The following is a 19,480-nucleotide window of genomic DNA, read 5'->3' on the forward strand; positions in this document are numbered from 1 at the left end:
CTCTGGCGCCGGAGGTGATGACATGCCCGAGAGCGAAGACTGGCCCGAGGGGCGCCCCGAGACGCCCGCGCCGCAGCTCGACGCCGACGCGAGCAAGGCTGCGGCAGCAGCGCGGATGACCAATCAGACCAAGTGGGTCGACATGCAGGTGCAGCAGTCGATCCAGCGCGGCGAGTTCGACAACCTGCCGGGTGCCGGCAAGCCGATCAAGAATCTCGACCGCGACCACGATCCCGACTGGTGGGTCAAGCAGCTCGTCGAGCGCGAGCAGATCGTCGTGCTTCCCCGGTCGGTCCAGCTCCGCAAGGACGACGCCGAGCTCGACGGCCTCCTCGACACCCAGACCACCGAGGACGGCGCCCGCAGGATCGTCGAGGAGTTCAACGAGCGCGTCATCGCGGCCCGCTACGGAGCCCCCGAGGGACCGCCGCTGATCACCATGCCCCGCGACCTCGACGCCACCCTGGACGCTTGGCGAGAGCGACGTGTGGCTCGGGTGGAGGCGGCCAAGAACGTACGTCGCGAGCAGCCTCCTCGGAGACGACGTTGGTGGCGGCGCTGAGCTGTCGCGCGGAAAGACTGCGGTCAGTGACTGCTTGTTTGGGGCTGGCGTTGGGCCGCCGACCCGATCTCTGAGGGTCTTCTCGACCTGCCCCGGAGTCAAGGACGGCCTGCGGCCGCCGGCTACGCCGGCCGCTTTCGCGGTCCTTGACACCGGACCATGTCGAGAAAGATTTGGCTGGCTATCGGGGCGGCGGCCCGGGTGTGGCCGCGGGAAACCGCCCCGAGTGAAGAGAAGGCCTCTACGGGCGAACGAAAATTCGTTCGCCCCAACCGAGCAAGGACTCCTCCAGCGGAAAGAAAATTCCTTCCACCAGCAGAACCCACACCTCGGCAGAGACTACTCACGCAGCGAAAGGAATTTTCCTTCCACCAACTGCCCCGCTCGCCCACCCCAGCGAAGCGATCAGCCCATTCCCAGACCCCTACCCAACCCGAACCTCCGCACCAAACCCCTGCCGCCGACCCGATAGCCAGCCAAAATTCTCGGCGACGGCCGGTGTCAAGGATCGCCGAAGGCGACCGGCGTCAGCCGGCGGCCGCAGGCCGTCCTTTACTCCGGACGCCGCCGAGAACACCCTCCCCGAAAGGGTCGGCGGCAAACCCCAACCACAAAGAACAGCCGTCTCAACGCGTCCCAACAACCTCCCCACCCCGACCACCGAGCTCCCGCCGAGAAAACCGCGTCCGATACCGCCCAGGAGTCACCCCGACCTCCGAGGTGAATCCCGCCCGGAAGGTCACCGGCGAGTAGTAGCCGGCCTCGTGGCTGATCCGGTCGATCGGCAGATCGGTGGTCTCCAGGAGCGTCTTGGCGACCGCGATGCGCTCGGCGGAGACCCAGCGCATCGGGGTGGTGGCGAGGTCGCGCTCGAAGCGCCGGGCGAGGGTGCGGGGCGAGACCGCGGCAGCCGCCGCCAGGCGCTCGAGCGTGACGTCCTCGTGCAGGTTGGCCCGGAGCCAGGCGCGCAGCTCGTCGAGCCAGTGGGCCTGCTCGGTGAGCGGGTCGGCCGCGACGTACTGCGCCTGGTCGCCGTCACGGTGCGAGGCGATGACCAGGTTGCGGGCGATGGTGTTGGCGGCATGCTGGCCGTGGTCGGTGCGGATCAGGTGGAGGCACAGGTCGAGCCCGGCGGCCGAGCCCGCGCTCGTCAGCACGCCGTCGTCGACGTAGATCGCCCGCGGGTCGAGGTCGACCCGCGGAAACGTACGCCGGAACAGCTCCGCCCACCGCCAATGGGTCGTGGCTCGGCGACCGTCGAGCAGCCCGGCCTCGGCCAGGGCGAAGGCACCGGTGCACAGCGAGACCATCCGGGCGCCGCCTGCTGCGGCCCGGCGTAGCTCCCGGACCAGGGTCGGGCTGACCGGATCGCCCGGCCGGATCGCCGGCACCAGCACCGTTCCGGCCTCGGCCAGCGCGGTCATCGGCCGCTGCGGCGTCAGCCGCGGCCCACCGTGGACGCGCACCCCACGCAGGTCGCCGCACAGCGCCACGTCGTAGAGCGGGCTGGCGTCGTGGTCCCAGTCGTAGCCGAGCGCCTCGAGCGGCATCCCGATCTCGAACAGGGTCATCCCGTCGACGATCGGGATGGCGATGGACGGCTTCGCGGACATGGCAAGAATCTATCACTCTAAGTCAATCCTGCCACTCCTCCAGCGGGCTCCGCGCGAGCACGATGGAGTCATGACGAACTACAGGAAGAACCCCAGCAAGGTCCGCAGCACCGTCCGCTCCGTCCTCGCCGGCTTCGACGCCGGCGCCCGGATCCGTCACGGCGCCCGGGTTCCGAAGGACCATCCGTCCCGACGACGGTCGTGATCGTTACAAGCCGAGACGCCTACCGACCGGTAACTCCCGGCCGTTAGGGTGACCGGCATGAGTCACAAGAGCCCCAAGGACTTCTTCGCGCCGTTGGCGGTAGGCGCTCCCGCACCCCTGCGGGAGATCCCGGCACGGCCGAGTCGCGCGATCCACTTCTTCGACCCGTCGAACCCGAAGATGGCGGCCAAGGTGCCCGCCATGGTCGGCACCGTCGACGTCCTCCTCGGCAACCTGGAGGACGCCGTCAAGGCCGACAACAAGGTCGCCGCACGCGAGGGCCTGGTCGAGATCGCCAAGGCGACCGACTTCGGGAAGACCCAGCTCTGGACCCGGATCAACAGCCTCGACTCGCCGTGGGTCCTGGACGACCTGGTCACCCTGGTCACCGAGATCGGCGACAAGCTCGACGTCGTGATGGTGCCGAAGGTGCAGGGCCCCGAGGACATCCACTACGTGGACCGGATCCTCGCCCAGCTCGAGGCCAAGGGTGGCGTACAGCGGCCGATCCTCATCCACGCCATCCTCGAGACCGCGCGCGGCGTCGCCAACGTCGAGGAGATCGCGCTCGCCTCCCCGCGCATGCAGGGCATCAGCCTCGGCCCGGCCGACCTCGCGGCCGACCGCAAGATGAAGACCACCCGCGTCGGCGGCGGCCACCCCGGCTACCTGGTCCGCCAGGACCCGGTCGATGGCGACATCCACGGCACCCGCACGGTCTTCCAGCAGGACCTGTGGCACTACACGATCGCGAAGATGGTCGACGCCTGCGCCGCGGCGGGGATCTACCCCTACTACGGCCCGTTCGGCGACATCACCGACGTGGTCGCGGCCGAGGACCAGTTCCGCAACGCGTTCCTGCTCGGCTGTGTCGGCACCTGGAGCCTGCACCCCAAGCAGATCGAGATCGCCAACCGCGTCTTCTCCCCCAGCGTCGAGGACATCAAGCACGCCCGTCGCGTGGTCGCCGCCATGGGCGACGGCACCGGCGCAGTCATGCTCGACGGCAAGATGGAGGACGACGCCTCGCTGAAGCAGTGCCTGGTCCTCGTCGACCTGGCCGAGGAGCTGGCCGCCATCGACCCGAAGCTCAAGGAGCTCTACGACACCATCGAGATCGAGGACTGAGATGACCGAGACAACGTTCCGCCCCCTGCGCTCGGTCCTCTACATGCCGAGCTCCAACACGCGTGCCCTCGAGAAGGCCAAGACGATCGTCGCCGACGCGCTGATCCTCGACCTCGAGGACGCCGTCGCCCCCGACGCCAAGCCGGAGGCACGCGAGAACGCGGCCGCGGCCGTGACGTCGGGCGAGTACGGCAACAAGTACCTCACCATCCGCATCAACGGCGCCGACACCGAGTGGCACGCCGACGACCTGGCCGCCGCCGCCAAGGCAGGACCCGACGCGATCGTGGTCCCCAAGGTCAACAGCCCCCAGCAGGTGCTCGACCTCGTCGCGGCCTTCGAGAAGGCCGGCGTCCCGGAGCAGACCAAGCTCTGGGCGATGATCGAGAGCCCGTACGCCATCCTCCACACCGAGGAGATCGCCTCGGCCTCCGAGCGGCTGACGGTGCTCGTCATGGGCACGAACGACCTGGTCAAGGAGCTGTACGTCGACCACGTCCCCGCCCGCGCCAACCTGGTCACCAGCCTCCAGCTGGCCGTGCTCGCCGCGCGCGCGAGCGGAAAGGTCATCCTCGACGGCGTCTACAACAACGTGAAGGACGCCGAGGGCTACGCGGCCGAGGTCGAGCAGGGCCGGATCTTCGGGTTCGACGGCAAGACCCTGATCCACCCCGCTCAGGTCGAGGGAGCCAACGCCGGCTTCGCACCGAGCGACCAGGCGGTGGCCGACGCCAAGGGCCTCATCGAGGCGTTCGAGGCCGCCGGCAGCGGCGTCGCGACGTACAACGGCAAGATGGTCGAGTCGCTGCACGTCGAGAGCGCGAAGCGGGTCCTGAGCATCGCCGAGGCCATCGCCGCGCTGTAGGCCACCGCCAGGAATATCTCTCAATGTATAGAAAAAGTTACTCGTTTTCCGTTTTGGCTGATCAGTAACTTTTTTCCGAGAAGAAGGTGACAAACCGGCGAGATTCTGGTTCCGTTACGTGCTGCGCGACACAACCGACACTCGCTACGCGCTCAGGAGACAGCGTCAGATGACTGAAGCGAACCGTCGGCCCGCGACGGGGGACCTCTCGAACGTCCCGCACACGCCGGCTCGACACCCCGCAACACCGATGCTCCCCACGAACGGAACCGCGCCGGACCCCCTCGAGATCGCCCACCGCGCTCTCGAGGGGATGACACCCTCAGACGAGTCGTGGTTCACCAATCCCAAGACGAACCCGGCCGCGCAGCGAGTGCAACCGCGTCACACGCCGTACGCGCCGCCGCAGCCCGGCACGGCGCTCGTCCTGCGACACCCCGACGCCGGCCACTCCCAGCGGCCACAGGCCACCTATCAGCGCCCGGCGCCGCACACCCAGCCGCCGCAGTACGCCTACCAGCCGAGCCCCTACACGGCCCAGCAGTTCCACCCGGCCGGCCCGGTGATGTTCGCCAACCCGGCGATGCCGTCGTACGCCGCCGCGCAGGTGCCGACCCGGAACGGCGTGGTCGAGGAGCACCGGATTCCGAAGGGCCGCGCCCGCAACAAGAAGACCGTGCTGCTGCCGCTCGCGGCGATGGCGATCGCCTCGGCCGGCATCGGCGCCTTCGCCCAGGCCAACGTCGACCCGGACGTCGAGACCCAGCAGGTCGAGGCCCACGCGGGTCATTACGACGCCGTACCCGTGGTCGACATCGCCGACCAGAAGGTCATCGACGCCCCCGGCGTGATCGCGCCGGAGAAGACCTCCCCGTTCTCCCCCGCGGCCCCGAACACCTCTGGCGGCAAGCACTCCAACGGCGACTACGACGCGCCCTCCACGGCCGAGGCCTACGGTGGCGCTCACTCCTCCAGCGGGACCGTCTCCACCCCGCTCGAAGGGGACACCTTGTCGGACAGGGACCCGGCACCGGCTCCCGAACCAGCTCCGGAGCCGACACCGGAACCGACTCCGCAACCCGAGCCGGAGCCGGAGCCGACCCCCGTGCCGACCCAGCCGTCGCTGGGCAAGAACGTGGTGGCCCCGGTGCTCGACACGGTGACGGGCGTCATCGACGGTCTCACCGGGATTCAGATCGACCTGACGCCCTAGTCAGCAGCCGTTTCAGAACGGGCCGTGACCTTTCCGAGGTCACGGCCCGTTTTGCGTATGCCCGGGTGGGTTACCCATGACAAAGAAGGGCCATCTAGAAATAGGACCTCCGTCCCGATAACTTCCGTGGTTTTCTCTCGTTTGCCCGATGTGCCACCCCTTAACTCGGGAGTGCGCCAGGTTCCCCCGGATCTGGCAGGTGGCACGGCCCCGTTGCGGGGATCTTGGGGGATCCCCACCGCAGAATCGGAGTCCAACCAACAATGCGAAGCATCCGTACGTTCGCGCTGTCCGCAGCCGCTGCCGCCGTCGTCGGCGCAGTTCTGGTTGTGCCGGCGCCCTCACAGGCCGCGCTGACGAACACCTCGTTCGGGCTGTTCGCCAGCGGCTTCGGCAGCCGCGTGACCGGTGGAAACATCCCGGCCAACTCGGGAGACCTCGGATACCAGACCATCGGGTGCACCCGTAAGGCTGGCTACGACGTCGACAACAACACCGCGGGCGCCAAGGTGCCCGGTCTCGGCAAGATCGGCGGCACCACCACCCGCCAGCGCACCATCAAGTCCGGCTCGACGGTCAAGTCCATCTCGGAGCACAAGATCGCCGACGTCGTTCTCGACAAGAGCCCGCTGGGCAAGGTCACCGTCGAGGGTCTCAGCTCGGTGTCCCAGGCCTGGTGGGACGGGAAGGCTTACAAGGCCGACTCCAAGGCCAAGATCGCTCACGTCGTTCTCGACCCGGCCGGCCCCGGCCAGAAGATCGACCTTCCGATCCCCGGCCGTGACAAGCCGCTCGTCATCCCGGGCATTGCCACCATCGGTCTGGGCAACACCGTCGAGAAGACCAACGCCGACGGCGCCGAGGCTTACGCCAACGGCATCTGGATCAAGCTCCACGGCACCGACTCCGAGGTCATCGTCGGTCGCTCCCGCGCCGAGATCAACGGCCAGGCCTACTCCGCGACCTTCCGCGGCTTCTCCGACGCGATCGACGCCACCGCTCTCGGCGGCGCCGTCCAGGTCGGCAAGAACCCGCTGACCAACGCGTCCTGCGCCGGCACCAAGGGCAAGCTGAAGACCAAGTCCATCGCCGGCGTTCCGCTGGGCGAGGCGGGCAGCGTCGTGGACGTGAAGGGTCTCACGAGCGGTCAGCGTTCGAACCAGACCAAGACCAGCGCCGAGGGTTACACCTTCGCCGAGGTCGCCGGCGTCAACATCGGCGACGGCGCGATCCGCATCGAGGCCATCCGCGCTCAGGCGAACGCGAAGTTCGTCAAGGGCAAGGGCGCCTCGACGTCCACCTCGGGCACCAAGTTCGGCGACATCTTCATCAACGACCAGAAGGTCTCCCTCGCCCAGCTCGGGTCGGCGCTCTCCCGCGTCGACATCCCCGGCCTGGCCAAGATCGAGACCAACGTCGTCGTCGAGCGCAGCAAGAACCTGATCGAGGTCGTCGCCCTGCGGCTGACGCTCCTCGACGCGACCGAGGGCACCAAGACCGTTGTCAACATCGGTCACGCCAAGTTCAAGGTGAACTCCAACGCGTGATGCCTTGATCCACTGAGGCTGTCCTAAGAAACGGCCCGCGACCTGACCAGGTCGCGGGCCGTTTCCACGTTGTGAAGTTACTCATGGGTAGTATCAGCCTACCCTTACCCTGACGGAGCCGACCGCAAGAACTAGGCTCGGCTTATTCCGGCAGTCCTGCCCCCTGATGAGGAGCGCCTAGGCATGTTGCAGATCATCACCATCGTCGTGTGTCTCGCGACCACGGTGGTCGCCGTCTATATGACCACCAAGGCGGTCAGGTCGATGCTCGCGGTCATCAAGATCGGTACGCCGATCAGCCGCGTCGACCAGCCGCTGGCCCGCACGCTGACGATGCTGAAAGAGACCGTCCTCCACACGCGGATGTTGCAGTGGACCTGGGTCGGCGTCCTGCACTGGTTCGCCTTCGCGGCGTTCATCGTGCTCTCGACCGCGGTCGGCTCGGCGTACTTCCAGCTCTTCTCCGCCGACTGGACGATCCCCGTCATCGGGAAGTTCTTCCTCTACGAGTGGGTGGCCGAGGGTCTCGGCCTGCTCGGTGCGCTGGGCATCATCCCGCTGATCATCTACCGACTGCTGCACCAGCCGAGGAAGATGGGCCGCGAGACGCGGTTCTACGGGTCGGTCATGTGGCAGGCCTTCTTCGTCGAGGCGATGGTGCTGCTCGAGTCGATCGCGATCCTGTTCATCCGCGGCGCGGAGTACAACCTGGCGCTGGCGCACGGCGGCGAGCACGCCGAGCACGCGACCGGCTTCCACTTCCCGATCTCTCAGTTCTTCGGTGCGCTCTACCCGACCGGCGCCGAGTCGATCGGGACGCTGGAGAACATCATCTACCTCATCGCGACCTTCAAGATCCTCTCGGCGCTGATCTGGCTGATGGTGATCTCGTCCAACCTGACGATGGGTGTCGCCTGGCACCGCTTCACCGCCTGGTTCAACATCTGGTTCAAGCGCGAGCCGGCTTCGCGTACGTCTGCTGTCGACGGCGCACGCCCGCTCGGCACCGCGCTCGGCGCGATCAAGCCGATGCTCATCGACGGCAAGCCCGTCACCCTCGAGGACGTCGAGGAGGACCGGATCGCCGAGGACGCCATCTTGGGCGTCGGCTCGATCCAGGACTTCTCCTGGAAGGGCATCCTCGACTTCACCACCTGCACCGAGTGTGGTCGCTGCCAGTCGCAGTGCCCCGCCTGGAACACCGAGAAGCCGCTCTCGCCCAAGCTGCTGATGATGGGCCTGCGTGAGCACGCGTACGCCGCCGCCGCTGACGGCGATCTCAAGGAGAAGCCGCTGATCGGCAAGGCCGACGGCGCCCCGGATGGTGCCGAGAGCAACGCCGAGGTCCTCGACTGGTTCTACAACCCGGAGGACGGCGGCTTCGTCATCGACGAGGACGTCCTCTGGTCCTGCACCTCGTGCGGCGCCTGCGTCCAGCAGTGCCCCGTCGACATCGAGCACGTCGACCACATCATGGACATGCGCCGTTACCAGGTGCTCGTCGAGTCCAACTTCCCCTCCGAGCTCAACGGTCTCTTCAAGGGCCTCGAGGGCAAGGGCAACCCCTGGAACATGAACGCCAACGCGCGCATGGACTGGGCCAAGGACCTGCCCTTCGACGTCAAGGAGGTCGGCAAGGACATCGAGTCGCTGGAGGAGGTCGACTGGCTGTTCTGGGTCGGCTGTGCCGGCGCCTACGAGGACCGCGCCAAGAAGACCACCCGCGCCGTGGCCGAGCTGCTCGACATGGCCGGGGTCTCCTTCGGCGTACTCGGCAACGGCGAGACCTGCACCGGCGACTCCGCCCGCCGCGCCGGCAACGAGTTCGTCTTCCAGGGCCTGGCTCAGCAGAACGTCGAGACGTTCAAGGAGTTCAAGGTCAAGAAGGCCGTCACCACCTGTGCTCACTGCTTCAACACGTTGAAGAACGAGTACAAGGAGTTCGGCATCGAGCTCGAGGTCGTCCACCACACCCAGCTGCTCAACCGCCTCGTGCGCGAGGGCAAGCTGACCCCGGTCGCGGACGGCGCCGGCGCCCACAAGCGCTCCATCACCTACCACGACCCGTGCTACATCGGTCGCCACAACGGCGTCTACGAGCCGCCGCGAGAGCTGCTGCAGATCATGCCGGGCGCGGAGTACAAGGAGATGCCCCGCAACTCCGAGCGCTCCTTCTGCTGTGGTGCCGGTGGTGCCCGGATGTGGATGGAGGAGAAGATCGGGTCGCGGATCAACGAGAACCGCACCGACGAGGCCGTCGCCACCGGCGCCGACCAGATCGCCGTCGGCTGCCCGTTCTGCCGCGTCATGCTCTCCGACGGTCTGACCAAGGCCCAGGCCAACGGTGCCGCGCGCGAAGAGGTCGAGGTGCTCGACGTCGCGCAGATGCTGCTCGCGTCCGTGAAGGGCGAGCAGGCGACCAAGATGGCCCCGGGTGAGGGCGCGAAGGTCGGTGCCGCCGCCAAGGCTGCGCCGGCCGTCGAGGAGGCTGCGCCAGCTGCCGGTGCAGCCGCCGCAGGTGCCGCCACCGCTGCTGCGGGATCGTCGCTCTTCGACTCCCCCGCCGAGACTGCGGAGACGACCGAGAAGGCTCCGGCCGACGCGTCCTCGCTCTTCGACACCCCGGCCCCGGCCGAGCCGGCATCGGGAGGTACGTCGGGTGGTGGCTCGCTCTTCGACACCCCCGCGCCGGCCGCTGAGCCGGAGAAGCCGGCCTCCGGTGGCTCGCTGTTCGACGGCGGCGGGTCGCTCTTCGACACGCCCTCGGAGGCGCCTGCCGAGGAGACTCCGGCGTCGAGCGGCTCGCTGTTCGACGTGCCGGCCGACAAGCCCGCCGACAAGCCCGCCGAGGAGCCTGTGGCCGATCTCGGGGCTGGTGGGTCGCTCTTCGACGTACCCGCGCAGGAGGAGCCAGCGCCTGCTGCTCCGGCAGCACCTGCCCCGGCACCGGCCGAGGAGCCTGCTGTCGACCTGGGCGGAGGCGGCTCGCTCTTCGACATCCCGGCCGCACCCGCCGAGGAGGCCGCACCGGCCCCCGAGGCGAAGGCCGCGCCGGCTGCCGCCGAGCCTGAGGCGCCTGCCGCTGCTCCGGCTGCCGCTCCGGCCGCAGAAGAGCCGAGCATCGACCTCAGCGCAGGTGGTTCGCTCTTCGACATCCCGGCCAGCACGCCCGAGCCGACACCCGCCCCGGCCAAGGCCCCCGAGGCCGCGACGGAGGCTCCGGCCGCACCTGCTGCACCCGCACCTGCCGAACCCGCACCCGCGGCGCCTGTCGCTCCGGTCGCGGGTTCGGGAGTCACCTCGGAGCCGAAGACCGACGTCGACTTCGACAGCCTCGGCTCGCTCTTCGACATCGAGGCCCCCGAGGGCACGGTCGCCGCCGCGGCTCCCGCCGCCCCGGCCGAGGTCGCTCCGGTGGCCGAGACCGTCACGGAGACCGTGGTCGACGAGGCGCCGGTCGAGGACGTTGCCGTCGAGGCGGAGGCGCCGGCAGCCGAGCCGGAGCCCGAGCCCGAGCCGGAGCCCGAGCCCGAGCCGGAGCCCGAGCCCGAGCCGGTCGCCGAGGCGCCCGCGCCGGAGCCGAAGCCGGCCCCGGCCGTGAGCGGAGAGACCCACACGCCACGTACGGACGTCGACATCCACGAGGCAGGGTCGCTCTTCGACCTCTGACCCAGCACGCCGAGACGTCACGCGCGTCGGTCGAGATGGCACCACCGTGCCAACTCGACCGGCGCGCTTGACGTTTCGGCCGACCTGGCTGACGCCTCGACGGGGGGCTGACATCACGTGATGTCAGATTGGGGTTGTGTTGACGTCATCGTGATGTCATAGTGGTGCGTATGGACATCACGCCGTACATCGACAGCCTGCGCCGGGATCTGCTGGCCGCGGCCGAGGCATCGGGGCCGGAGGCCAGGGAGACCGCGGAGCGGCTCACCTACGCTCTCGACCCTGCCGCTCGGCTGGCGGTGATGGAGGCGGTGAGCCAGGCAGCTGCGGAGATCACGGCAGAGCTGCCGGCGGGCAACGTGGACGTACGTCTGCGAGGGCGCGACCTGGAGTTCGGGGTCACGCTTCCCGAGCTCGCCGAGCCGGTTCCCCCGACGCCACCGACACCGCCCGCTCCCCCGGCTCCTCCGGCCCCGCCGGAGCCGGAGGGCGACGACGCCCTCGCCCGGGTCACCCTCCGCATCCCGGAGTCGCTCAAGGCGAAGGCCGAGGAGGCCGCGGCCGAGGCCGGTCAGTCGCTCAACACCTGGCTCATCGGCGCGGTGCGCGCGGCGACCCGCGAGAACGCGGTCAACGTCGACGTCGACCTCTCCGCGATCCCGCACATCGTCAGCGAGGCGATGAGCAGCTTCGATCCGTTCCGCGGGAGCAACCGCGGCAGGTCCGACCGCCGGATGACCGGCTGGCTCTGACCTGAGCTCGAGACACGACCACGGACGGCCGCCCGGCCGGTCCGGTGGATCAGCACACCCTGAGGAGCACCATCATGAGCACGTACACCTTCATGTCCACCGCCCCCGCCAAGCTGTTCGTCGAGTTCGGCAAGGGCAATCTCGAGGTCCAGGCGACCGACACCGACGAGACCGTCGTCGAGATCGACGGTGATGACGCCGAGAGTCTGGTCGTCGAGCAGAGCGGCGACACGATCAACATCATCGACCCGCACAAAGGCCCGTTCAACCGCTCGCGGCGCTACGACATCAGCGTGACGGTCCCCGTCCGCAGCCAGCTGCGAGCCCGCACCGGTACCGCCGATATCGCCACCCAGGGCGTCCTTCGGGCAGCGTGGCTCCAGACCGGCTCGGGCGACATTCGGATCGACCGGGTCGTCGAGGAGTTCCAGGTCGAGTCCGGCTCGGGGGACATCGAGGCGGACACCCTCGACGGGCGCGCCTCGATCAAGTCCGGCTCCGGCGACATCCGGATCGGTACGGTCCACGACCTGCACACCAAGACCGGCTCCGGCGCGGTGGAGATCGACGAGGTCGAGGGCGACGTGAGCCACTCGACCGGCGCCGGCGACTTCGCGATCCACTCGGTCAGCGCGGGCCGGATCTCGGTGAAGGGAGCCTCCTCCGACGTACGCATCGGGATCCCGAACGGCACCCCGGTCTGGACCGACGTCAGCACGGTGACCGGCCGGTGCACCAGCACTGTCGAGAGCACTGGCGCACCGGCCGCGGGTGAGCCCTACGTCGAGCTCCGTACCACCACCGTGAGTGGTGACATCACCCTCGTCGGGCTCTGAGCCCGACGAGGAGGGCTACTTCTCCTTGGTGGGGTGCGGCGCGTCCGGCACGACCGGCCGGAGCACCCCCCAGGCGATGAAGGCGCCCCCGACGACGAGCAGGGCGATGCCCGCCCAGAGGTTGGCGTTGGGCCCGCCGGTCTTGTCGACCTCGGGGTCACCGAAAAGGCCCATCAGCAGCAGGATGACGCCGTAGACCGCGAGCAGGGACCCGATCACGTTGCGGATGTCGAAGAGCGACAGCAGCGTGCCGAGCAGCCCCTTGTTGGTCTTGGCCGGGTTCGATTCGCTAGGCATCTCAGTCTCCTCAGAAGATCGCGTTCAAGATGGTGACCATGACCAGAGAGACACCCGCCAGAGGCACCGGGCGCTGCCACCACGGACGACCTGCGTCCTCGGGATCCACCAGGTCCTCCCTCGGTGTCTCCGAGTAGACCAGACCCTTCAGGGAGCCTTCCGGCTTCGGCTTGGTCACCAGCGAGACGATCACGCTGACGACGATGTCGACGCCGAAGGCCACACCGGCGGCCACGAACGACGCACCCTGACCGGACAGCGGTAGGACGCCGACGGAGAGTCCGCCGAGCGTGCCGTCGGCGAGGATGCCGACGCCCACCGCCGCCAAGGTGCCGGAGACGAGGCCCGCCCAACCGGCGGTCGCGGTCATCCGCTTCCAGAACATACCCAGGATGAACGTCGCGAACAGCGGAGCGTTGAAGAACCCGAACAGCGTCTGCAGGTAGTCCATGATGTTGGAGAAGCTGGACGCCAGGACAGCGGTGAAGATCGCGATGGCCGTCGCCGCGACGGTCGCCCAGCGGCCGAGCTTCACGTAGAAGTCGTCCGGGCGGTCCTTGATGATGTACTCCTGGACGATGTCGAAGGACACCACCGTGTTGAAGGCGGAGACGTTGGCCGCCATACCGGCCATGAACGCCGCCAGCAGACCGGTGATCGCCAGGCCGAGCAGACCGTTGGGCAACACCTCTGCCATCAGGTAGAGCAGCGAGTCGTTGTAGGTCACCCCCTCACCCGAGGCACCACCGGGGATCGACTCCCCTGCCTTCGTACGCGCGATCTCGGTGACCAGGACCGCGGCGATCATGCCGGGGACGATGGTGATGAACGGGATGAACATCTTCGGGAACGAACCGATGATCGGCGTCTTGCGGGCCGCGCTGATCGAGTCGGCGGCCATCGCTCGCTGGACCTCGACGAAGTTGGTCGTCCAGTAGCCGAAGGAGAGCACGAACCCGAGACCGAACACGATGCCCACGACCGAGAGGAAGTCGGAGGAGAAGCCGGTCAGGGCGGCGCCGGGCCAGGAGTTGAGCTGGTCGGCGGCGGGCGCGATGGTGTCGGGGTTGGCGGCCGCGGCCTTCTCGATCTGAGAGGTCAGACCGTCCCAGCCGCCCACCCGGTGGAGACCCAGGATGGTCAGCGGCAGCAGTCCGGCGACGATCACGAAGAACTGCAGGACCTCGTTGTAGATCGCGGCCTTCAGACCACCGAGGGTGATGTAGGACAGCACGATCACCGCGGCCACGATCAGCGCCACCCACAACGGCCAGCCGAGCAGCGCGTGCACGATGGCGCCGAGCAGGTAGAGGTTGATACCGGCGATGAGCAGCTGCGCCACCGCGAACGAGAGCGCGTTGACGAGATGGGCGCCGGTGCCGAAACGGCGCTTCATGAACTCGGGGACCGAGCGCACCTTCGAGCCGTAGTAGAAGGGCATCATCACGACGCCCAGGAACAGCATGGCTGGGACTGCACCGATCCAGAAGTAATGGACGGTGGGCAGCCCGACCTGCGCGCCAGTTGCCGACATCCCCATGATCTCGACCGCGCCGAGGTTTGCTGAGATGAAGGCGAGACCGGTGACCCACGCGGGCAAGGACCTGCCCGAGAGGAAGAAGTCCACCGAGCTCGACATCCCGCGGCTGGCCAGGAAGCCGATGCCGAGAACGAACGCGAAGTAGATGGCGATCAGAAGGTAATCAACTGCATTGGCCTGGATCAGGGTGTCCGCGGCCAGGATGCTTCCTTGCATTCCACGACCCTTCTAGGTTGATTGAGTACGTCAACCTAACCACGTCAAACAGCCAAAACCGTGCTGGGTCACCCCTTCATCGACACGCCTTCTCGCCAGTAGCCCATGAAGGCCACCTGCTTGCGCGGCATCTCGAGCTCGTTGACCAGATGACGGCGCAGTGCGGTGACCATCCGGGACTCCCCGGCGATCCAGGCGTAGCGCCCGTCCTCGCCGTTCGCGGAGCCGTCCGTGGAGCCATTCGTGGAGCCGTTGGCGGGCGCCGAGACCTCCTCGCCGGAGGACGAGTAGTCCGGGGTCTCCCACAGGTCCGGGTCCTCGACCTCGACCGAGGTCACGTCCTCGGGCGTCGCCTCGAAGCCGAGCAGTCCGCCGACCGCAGCCAGGGACGGACCGCCCACGGGCGCGCCCTCGCGCGGCAGCCAGCTGACCTCCAACCCCTCAGGCGCAACCACATCCTGTACGTCACCAGCCGCCGGCACCTCCAGGAAGGCCGATCCGGTGGCGTCCGCCGGCAGCGACTCGAGGATCGAGACGATCGCCGGGACGGCCGTCTCGTCCCCGACCAGAAGCAGCCGGGTCGCGTCACCAGGAAGCCACTCGATCCCGCCGTAGGGCTCGCCGAGCTTGGGTCCGGCGACCAGGATCTCGTCGCCGGGCTCGGCCGCGCCGGCCCAGTCGGAGCCGGGACCGTGCGCGCCGGGGTGGAGCACGAAGTCGACGTACAGACGCTTCTCGATCCCTTCGCCCTCGACCGAGCGGATCGTGTAGGTGCGCATCCGCGGGCGCTCGTCCTCGGGGAGGGCGAGCCATTCGGTGTACCAGTTCTCCCCCGACAGCTCGGGCAGCACTCCCGGGGTGGCCGGGAAGAGGAGCTTGATGCGCTGGTCGAGGCTCGGGCCGTCGTTGCCGAAGTCGGCCAGGTCGTCGCCGGCCAGCTCGATCCGGGCGAAGGATGGGGAGAGACGCTCGACGGAGCGCACCGAGACGCGGGCGAGGATGGGCATGTCAGGCTCCTTGTGCGTGGGGGTGAGCGGCGGGGCGGTGGTGGCGTCCGATGGGGACGACCAGCGGTGTGCCCGAGACGGGGTCCGAGATGACCTGGGCCTCCAGGCCGAAGACCTTCTCGACCGACTCGGCGGTGACCACCTCGGCGGGGTCGCCGGTGGCGGCGATCCTGCCGCCGCTCATGGCGATCAGGTGGTCGGCGTAGCGGGCGGCCAGGTTGAGGTCGTGGAGCACCATCACGACGGTGGTGCCTCGCGAGGAGCGCAGCCCGTGGAGCAGGTCGAGGAGGTCGATCTGGTGGGCGACGTCGAGGAACGTGGTCGGCTCGTCGAGGAGCAGCAGGTCGGTCTGCTGGGCGAGTGCCATCGCCACCCAGACCCGCTGCCGCTGGCCACCGGAGAGCTCGTCGACGATCCGGTCGGCGAGGTCGAGCGTGTTGGTCAGCTCGAGCGCCTCGGCGACGGCCGCGTCGTCCTCGGGCGACCAGCGCTGCAGCGCACCGCGGTGGGGCTGTCGACCGCGGCCGACCAGGTCGACGACCGTGATCCCTTCGGGCGCGATCGGCGACTGGGGCATCAGGCCGAGCGTCTTGGCGACGGCCCGGGTCGGCTGCTTGTGGACCGCCTTGCCGTCGAGGACCACCTGCCCCGAGATGGGGCGGAGCAGCCGGGCCATCCCGCGCAGCAGGGTCGACTTCCCGCAGCCGTTGGCGCCTACGATCACGGTGGTCAGACCGTCGGGGATCTCCAGGGAGACCTCGTCGACGATCGGGTCGCCGCCGTAGCCGAGGCTCACACTCTCCGCAGCGAGTCTCATCTGGGCCTCTTTCATGTCATCGCCTTCCAGCCCGCCCGCTGGCGAGCAACCACAACAGGAACGGCGCCCCGAAAGCACCGGTGACGACACCGACCGGGAGGTTGGTGCCGGGGAATCCATAGGCCGCGACGTAGTCGGCCCCGACCACCACGACCGCGCCGACCAGCGCGGCGCCGAGGATCGTCGTACGCCCGCCGTTGAGGACCCGGGCGATCGGCCCGGCGACGAACGCGACGAACGCGACCGGGCCGGTCGCGGCGACCGCCAGCGCGCAGAGCAGCACGGCGAGGAGGAGCAGCAGGTCGGCGTAGCGGTGGGTCACGCCGAGCGCATTGGCGACGTCGGGACCGAGCTCGAGCACCCGCTGCGACTTCACCGTCCAGGCGACCAGCGGGAGCAGGATCACCAGCGCGACGAGCAGGATCCTGATCGTCGGCCAGGAGGCCGAGTTGAGGCTGCCGGTCATCCAGCGCAGCGCGAGCTGGGCGTCGTACTCGTTGGCGCGGGTGAAGAGGTACTGGATCACCGCGACCAGACCGGCGGCAGCGGTGACACCGACGAGCACCAGCCGGTATCCACCGTCGCTGCCGGCCACCAGCCGGATCGCGACGGCGGTGAGCACCGCGCCGATGATCCCGGCGAGCGAGAGCGCCGAGCCGTTCAGCGAGAGGACCACGATCGCGAAGACCGCCGACGCGCTCGCCCCGATCGAGATGCCGAGCATGTCGGGGCTGGCGAGCGGGTTGCGCAGGGTCGACTGGAAGATCGCGCCGGCGGTGCCGAAGGCGATTCCGGCCATCACACCCAGGACCGCCCGCGGCAGCTTCGACTCCATCAGGATGAAGGTCGCGCCGGGGATCTCCTCCCCGCCGAGGATCCGGAAGAAGTCCGGCAGCGTGATGATGTAGTCGCCGCCGAGCACACGGAGCGTGAACAGCCCGAACAGGGCCGCGCCCAGACCACCGGTCACCAGGGCGAGCCGCCGCTGCGGGATGCGTCGGGCGCTGCGTACGACTGCGGTGGGGTTGATCGACTGCACGGTCACGCCGCCACCTCCGTAGCGCGAGCGCCAGAATACGGACGCGGCCGCGTGAGGATCCATCTGTTCACTCGCTGACGCTCGCTCATAGTCCGGCCATCCGTCCGCGGCGCAGGAAGAAGACGAAGACGGGTACGCCGACGACGGCCGCCATCACGCCGACCTGGATCTCCGAGGGCGGCCAGATGACTCGGCCGACCACGTCCGCCAAGAGGGTGAGGGCGGCGCCGAAGCCCGCCGAGAGAGGGAGCACGCGGGTGTAGGCCGAGCCGACCATGACCCGGACCATGTGGGGGACGATCAGGCCGATGAAGCCGATCGGCCCGCACAGCGCGGTGGCGGTGCCGGTGAGGAGCACGACACCGAGGCCGATGACGGCGCGGTCGATGCCGGTGCGCCGTCCGAGCCCGCGGGCGAGGTCGTCGCCGAGGGCGAGCGTGTCGAGGGTGCGGGCGCCGGCCAGGGTCAGCAGCGCGCCGACGGCCAGGAACGGCAGGCCCGTCAGGACCATGTCCCAGCCGCGGCCACCGATGGTGCCGACCTGCCAGAGCCGGATCACGTCGAAGGTGGCCTTGTCGGTGAGCAGGACGGCGGTGGTCCACGAGGTGACGCCGGCAGCGAGCGCGGCACCGGCGAGGACGAGCTTGGCCGGGGTCGCGCCGCCGGAGCCGAAGGAGGCGACCGTGTGCACGAGAATCGCGGCGATCGCGGCGCCGGCGAAGCCGAACCAGAGGTAGGCGTTGAGCGAGCCGATGCCGAAGACCGAGACCGCCAGCACCATCGCGAACGTGGCCCCGGAGTTGAGCCCGAGGAGCCCCGGGTCGGCCAGCGGGTTGCGGGTCAGGCCCTGCAGACAGGCTCCGGAGAGCGCCAGCGCGGCGCCGGCCATCAGCCCGAGGACGGTGCGCGGCATCCGGGTCTCCAAGATGCCCTGGCCGACGCTGCCCTCACGCCACAGATCGAGCGGGGAGACGAGCTTCGCGCCGATCAGCATCGAGGCGACCACGGCGACCAGGAGGACACCGGCGAGCAGGATCACGACCCGAAGCATCGACGACCGACCCCGGCCGCGGGGATCCGCGGCCGGGGCTCGGTCGAGCGTCGTCGTGAGGGTCACTGACCCTCGAGAGCCTTGACGATGCCCGGGACGAACTCATCGATGGCGTAAGGCACCGACAGCGGCGTCGGGGTGCCCGCGGCGAGCGAGGCGACGTTGTCGGTCGAGGCCCACATGTGACCGGCCTTGATCGCGGGGACCTGGCCGATCAGCTTGTCCTTGGCGTACGTCTCGGCGTCCGTGTCCTCCACCGCGTAGGTGAACAGGAAGTCGGACTGCAGCTCGCTGGCCTTCTCCGCGGAGACCTGCGCGTAGAACTCACCCTTCTTGGTGTTCTCCACGACGACCGGCGCGTTCTCCATACCCAGGTCGGACAGGAAGTCCGGGCGAGCGTCCTCGGTCGTGTAGAACGGGATCTGGGAGAGGTCGGCGGTGGCCAGCGCGGCCCAGATGAAGGTCTTGCCCTGGATCTCCGGGTTGTCCTTCTTCGCGTCCGCGTAGGCCTGCTCGGTGTCGGCCTCGACCTCGTCGGCCAGCTCGTTGCGGCCGGTCGCCTTGCCGACCATGTCGAGGGAGTCCTCCCACGCGGTCGCCCACGGCTGGTCCGGGTAGGCGACGACCGGCGCGATCTCGGAGAGCTTCTTGTACTCCTCCTCGGTGATGCCCGAGTAGGTCGCCAGGATCAGGTCGGGGGTCTGCTTGGCGACCTCGTCGACCGGGATGGCGTCGGTCTGGTCGAGGATCGCCGGCATGTCGGCGTCGAGCTCCTCGAGCTTCTCGTCGAACCAAGGCGTGGTGCCGTCCTCGTCGCCGCCCCAGGTCACCTTGGGGATGCTGACCGGCACGACGCCCAGGGAGAGGAGCATGTCGGCGTCGTTGACACCGACGACGGAGATGCGCTTCGGCTCCTCCTCGATCTTGGTCTCGCCGAAGGCGTGCTCGATGGTCACCGGGAAGGCGCCCGAGTCGGCCTTCGAGGTGGACTCCTGGCCGGAGTCGGCGGAGTCGGTGGAGCCCGTGCTGCAGGCAGCCAGGCCGGAGACAGCGAGCGCGGTGCTCACTGCGATGAGTACGGGACGACGGATCACGTGGACCACCTCGGGTTAGGCAATGCTTA

General features: G+C 68.7%; 17 protein-coding genes. 9 read left to right on the forward strand and 8 right to left on the reverse strand.

Annotation, left to right across the window (positions count from 1 at the left end):
• Window positions 1-22: 22 nt before the first annotated feature.
• Complete coding sequence (locus tag ACIRON_RS00245; protein WP_402987376.1) at window positions 23-562, forward strand: DUF1992 domain-containing protein; 540 nt, start codon at window positions 23-25, stop codon at window positions 560-562.
• Window positions 563-1,188: 626 nt separating this feature from the next.
• Here ACIRON_RS00245 and ACIRON_RS00250 read toward each other — a convergent pair.
• Complete coding sequence (locus ACIRON_RS00250; protein WP_402987379.1) at window positions 1,189-2,175, reverse strand: GlxA family transcriptional regulator; 987 nt, start codon at window positions 2,173-2,175, stop codon at window positions 1,189-1,191.
• A gap of 70 nt (window positions 2,176-2,245) precedes the next feature.
• Between ACIRON_RS00250 and ACIRON_RS00255 the strand changes: the two genes are divergently transcribed.
• The 8 genes from ACIRON_RS00255 to ACIRON_RS00290 all read left to right on the forward strand — a co-directional run bounded on the left by ACIRON_RS00255 (window position 2,246) and on the right by ACIRON_RS00290 (window position 12,390).
• Window positions 2,246-2,380 carry a hypothetical protein gene (locus ACIRON_RS00255; RefSeq protein WP_402987382.1) on the forward strand — a complete coding sequence of 45 codons (135 nt, stop codon included), beginning with the start codon at window positions 2,246-2,248 and terminating at the stop codon, window positions 2,378-2,380.
• A gap of 57 nt (window positions 2,381-2,437) precedes the next feature.
• Window positions 2,438-3,508, forward strand: coding sequence for an HpcH/HpaI aldolase/citrate lyase family protein (locus ACIRON_RS00260; protein WP_402987385.1), 1,071 nt, complete (start codon window positions 2,438-2,440; stop codon window positions 3,506-3,508).
• 1 nt (window position 3,509) lies between these two features.
• Window positions 3,510-4,373 (forward strand): HpcH/HpaI aldolase/citrate lyase family protein, encoded by an 864-nt coding sequence (locus tag ACIRON_RS00265; protein ID WP_402987388.1) that lies wholly within the window; start codon window positions 3,510-3,512, stop codon window positions 4,371-4,373.
• A gap of 169 nt (window positions 4,374-4,542) precedes the next feature.
• Window positions 4,543-5,586: a hypothetical protein gene (locus tag ACIRON_RS00270; RefSeq protein WP_402987391.1), complete on the forward strand. Its 1,044-nt coding sequence runs from the start codon at window positions 4,543-4,545 to the stop codon at window positions 5,584-5,586.
• A 263-nt stretch (window positions 5,587-5,849) separates the two neighbouring features.
• Entirely contained in the window at window positions 5,850-7,133 is a 1,284-nt protein-coding gene (locus tag ACIRON_RS00275; RefSeq protein ID WP_402987394.1) for a choice-of-anchor P family protein, read from the forward strand.
• A gap of 183 nt (window positions 7,134-7,316) precedes the next feature.
• Window positions 7,317-10,802, forward strand: a complete 3,486-nt coding sequence (locus ACIRON_RS00280; protein ID WP_402987397.1) for a (Fe-S)-binding protein — start codon at window positions 7,317-7,319, stop codon at window positions 10,800-10,802.
• A 170-nt stretch (window positions 10,803-10,972) separates the two neighbouring features.
• Entirely contained in the window at window positions 10,973-11,554 is a 582-nt protein-coding gene (locus ACIRON_RS00285) for a toxin-antitoxin system HicB family antitoxin (RefSeq protein WP_402987400.1), read from the forward strand.
• A 74-nt stretch (window positions 11,555-11,628) separates the two neighbouring features.
• Window positions 11,629-12,390: a DUF4097 family beta strand repeat-containing protein gene (locus tag ACIRON_RS00290; RefSeq protein WP_402987403.1), complete on the forward strand. Its 762-nt coding sequence runs from the start codon at window positions 11,629-11,631 to the stop codon at window positions 12,388-12,390.
• Window positions 12,391-12,405: 15 nt separating this feature from the next.
• Here the strand turns inward: ACIRON_RS00290 and ACIRON_RS00295 are convergent, their stop codons facing one another.
• The 7 genes from ACIRON_RS00295 to ACIRON_RS00325 all read right to left on the reverse strand — a co-directional run bounded on the left by ACIRON_RS00295 (window position 12,406) and on the right by ACIRON_RS00325 (window position 19,451).
• Window positions 12,406-12,687: a hypothetical protein gene (locus ACIRON_RS00295; RefSeq protein ID WP_402987406.1), complete on the reverse strand. Its 282-nt coding sequence runs from the start codon at window positions 12,685-12,687 to the stop codon at window positions 12,406-12,408.
• A gap of 10 nt (window positions 12,688-12,697) precedes the next feature.
• On the reverse strand, window positions 12,698-14,428 hold the full coding sequence (locus ACIRON_RS00300) for a sodium:solute symporter family protein (protein ID WP_176883834.1): 1,731 nt from the start codon (window positions 14,426-14,428) through the stop codon (window positions 12,698-12,700).
• A gap of 83 nt (window positions 14,429-14,511) precedes the next feature.
• Window positions 14,512-15,450 (reverse strand): siderophore-interacting protein, encoded by a 939-nt coding sequence (locus ACIRON_RS00305; RefSeq protein WP_402987409.1) that lies wholly within the window; start codon window positions 15,448-15,450, stop codon window positions 14,512-14,514.
• Window position 15,451: 1 nt separating this feature from the next.
• Window positions 15,452-16,267: an ABC transporter ATP-binding protein gene (locus ACIRON_RS00310; protein WP_256328545.1), complete on the reverse strand. Its 816-nt coding sequence runs from the start codon at window positions 16,265-16,267 to the stop codon at window positions 15,452-15,454.
• Between the two features lie 16 nt (window positions 16,268-16,283).
• Window positions 16,284-17,312, reverse strand: a complete 1,029-nt coding sequence (locus ACIRON_RS00315) for a FecCD family ABC transporter permease (protein ID WP_402987413.1) — start codon at window positions 17,310-17,312, stop codon at window positions 16,284-16,286.
• Between the two features lie 79 nt (window positions 17,313-17,391).
• The gene (locus ACIRON_RS00320) at window positions 17,392-18,423 is read right to left on the reverse strand and encodes a FecCD family ABC transporter permease (protein WP_402987415.1); all 1,032 of its coding nucleotides are present in this window, start codon (window positions 18,421-18,423) and stop codon (window positions 17,392-17,394) included.
• Window positions 18,420-19,451, reverse strand: coding sequence for an iron-siderophore ABC transporter substrate-binding protein (locus tag ACIRON_RS00325; RefSeq protein ID WP_402987418.1), 1,032 nt, complete (start codon window positions 19,449-19,451; stop codon window positions 18,420-18,422). The genes ACIRON_RS00320 and ACIRON_RS00325 overlap by 4 nt, the downstream gene beginning before the upstream one ends.
• Window positions 19,452-19,480 lie beyond the last annotated feature (29 nt).

It is taken from the genome of Nocardioides sp. NPDC101246 (genome assembly GCF_044767415.1).
Lineage (GTDB): Bacteria > Actinomycetota > Actinomycetes > Propionibacteriales > Nocardioidaceae > Nocardioides.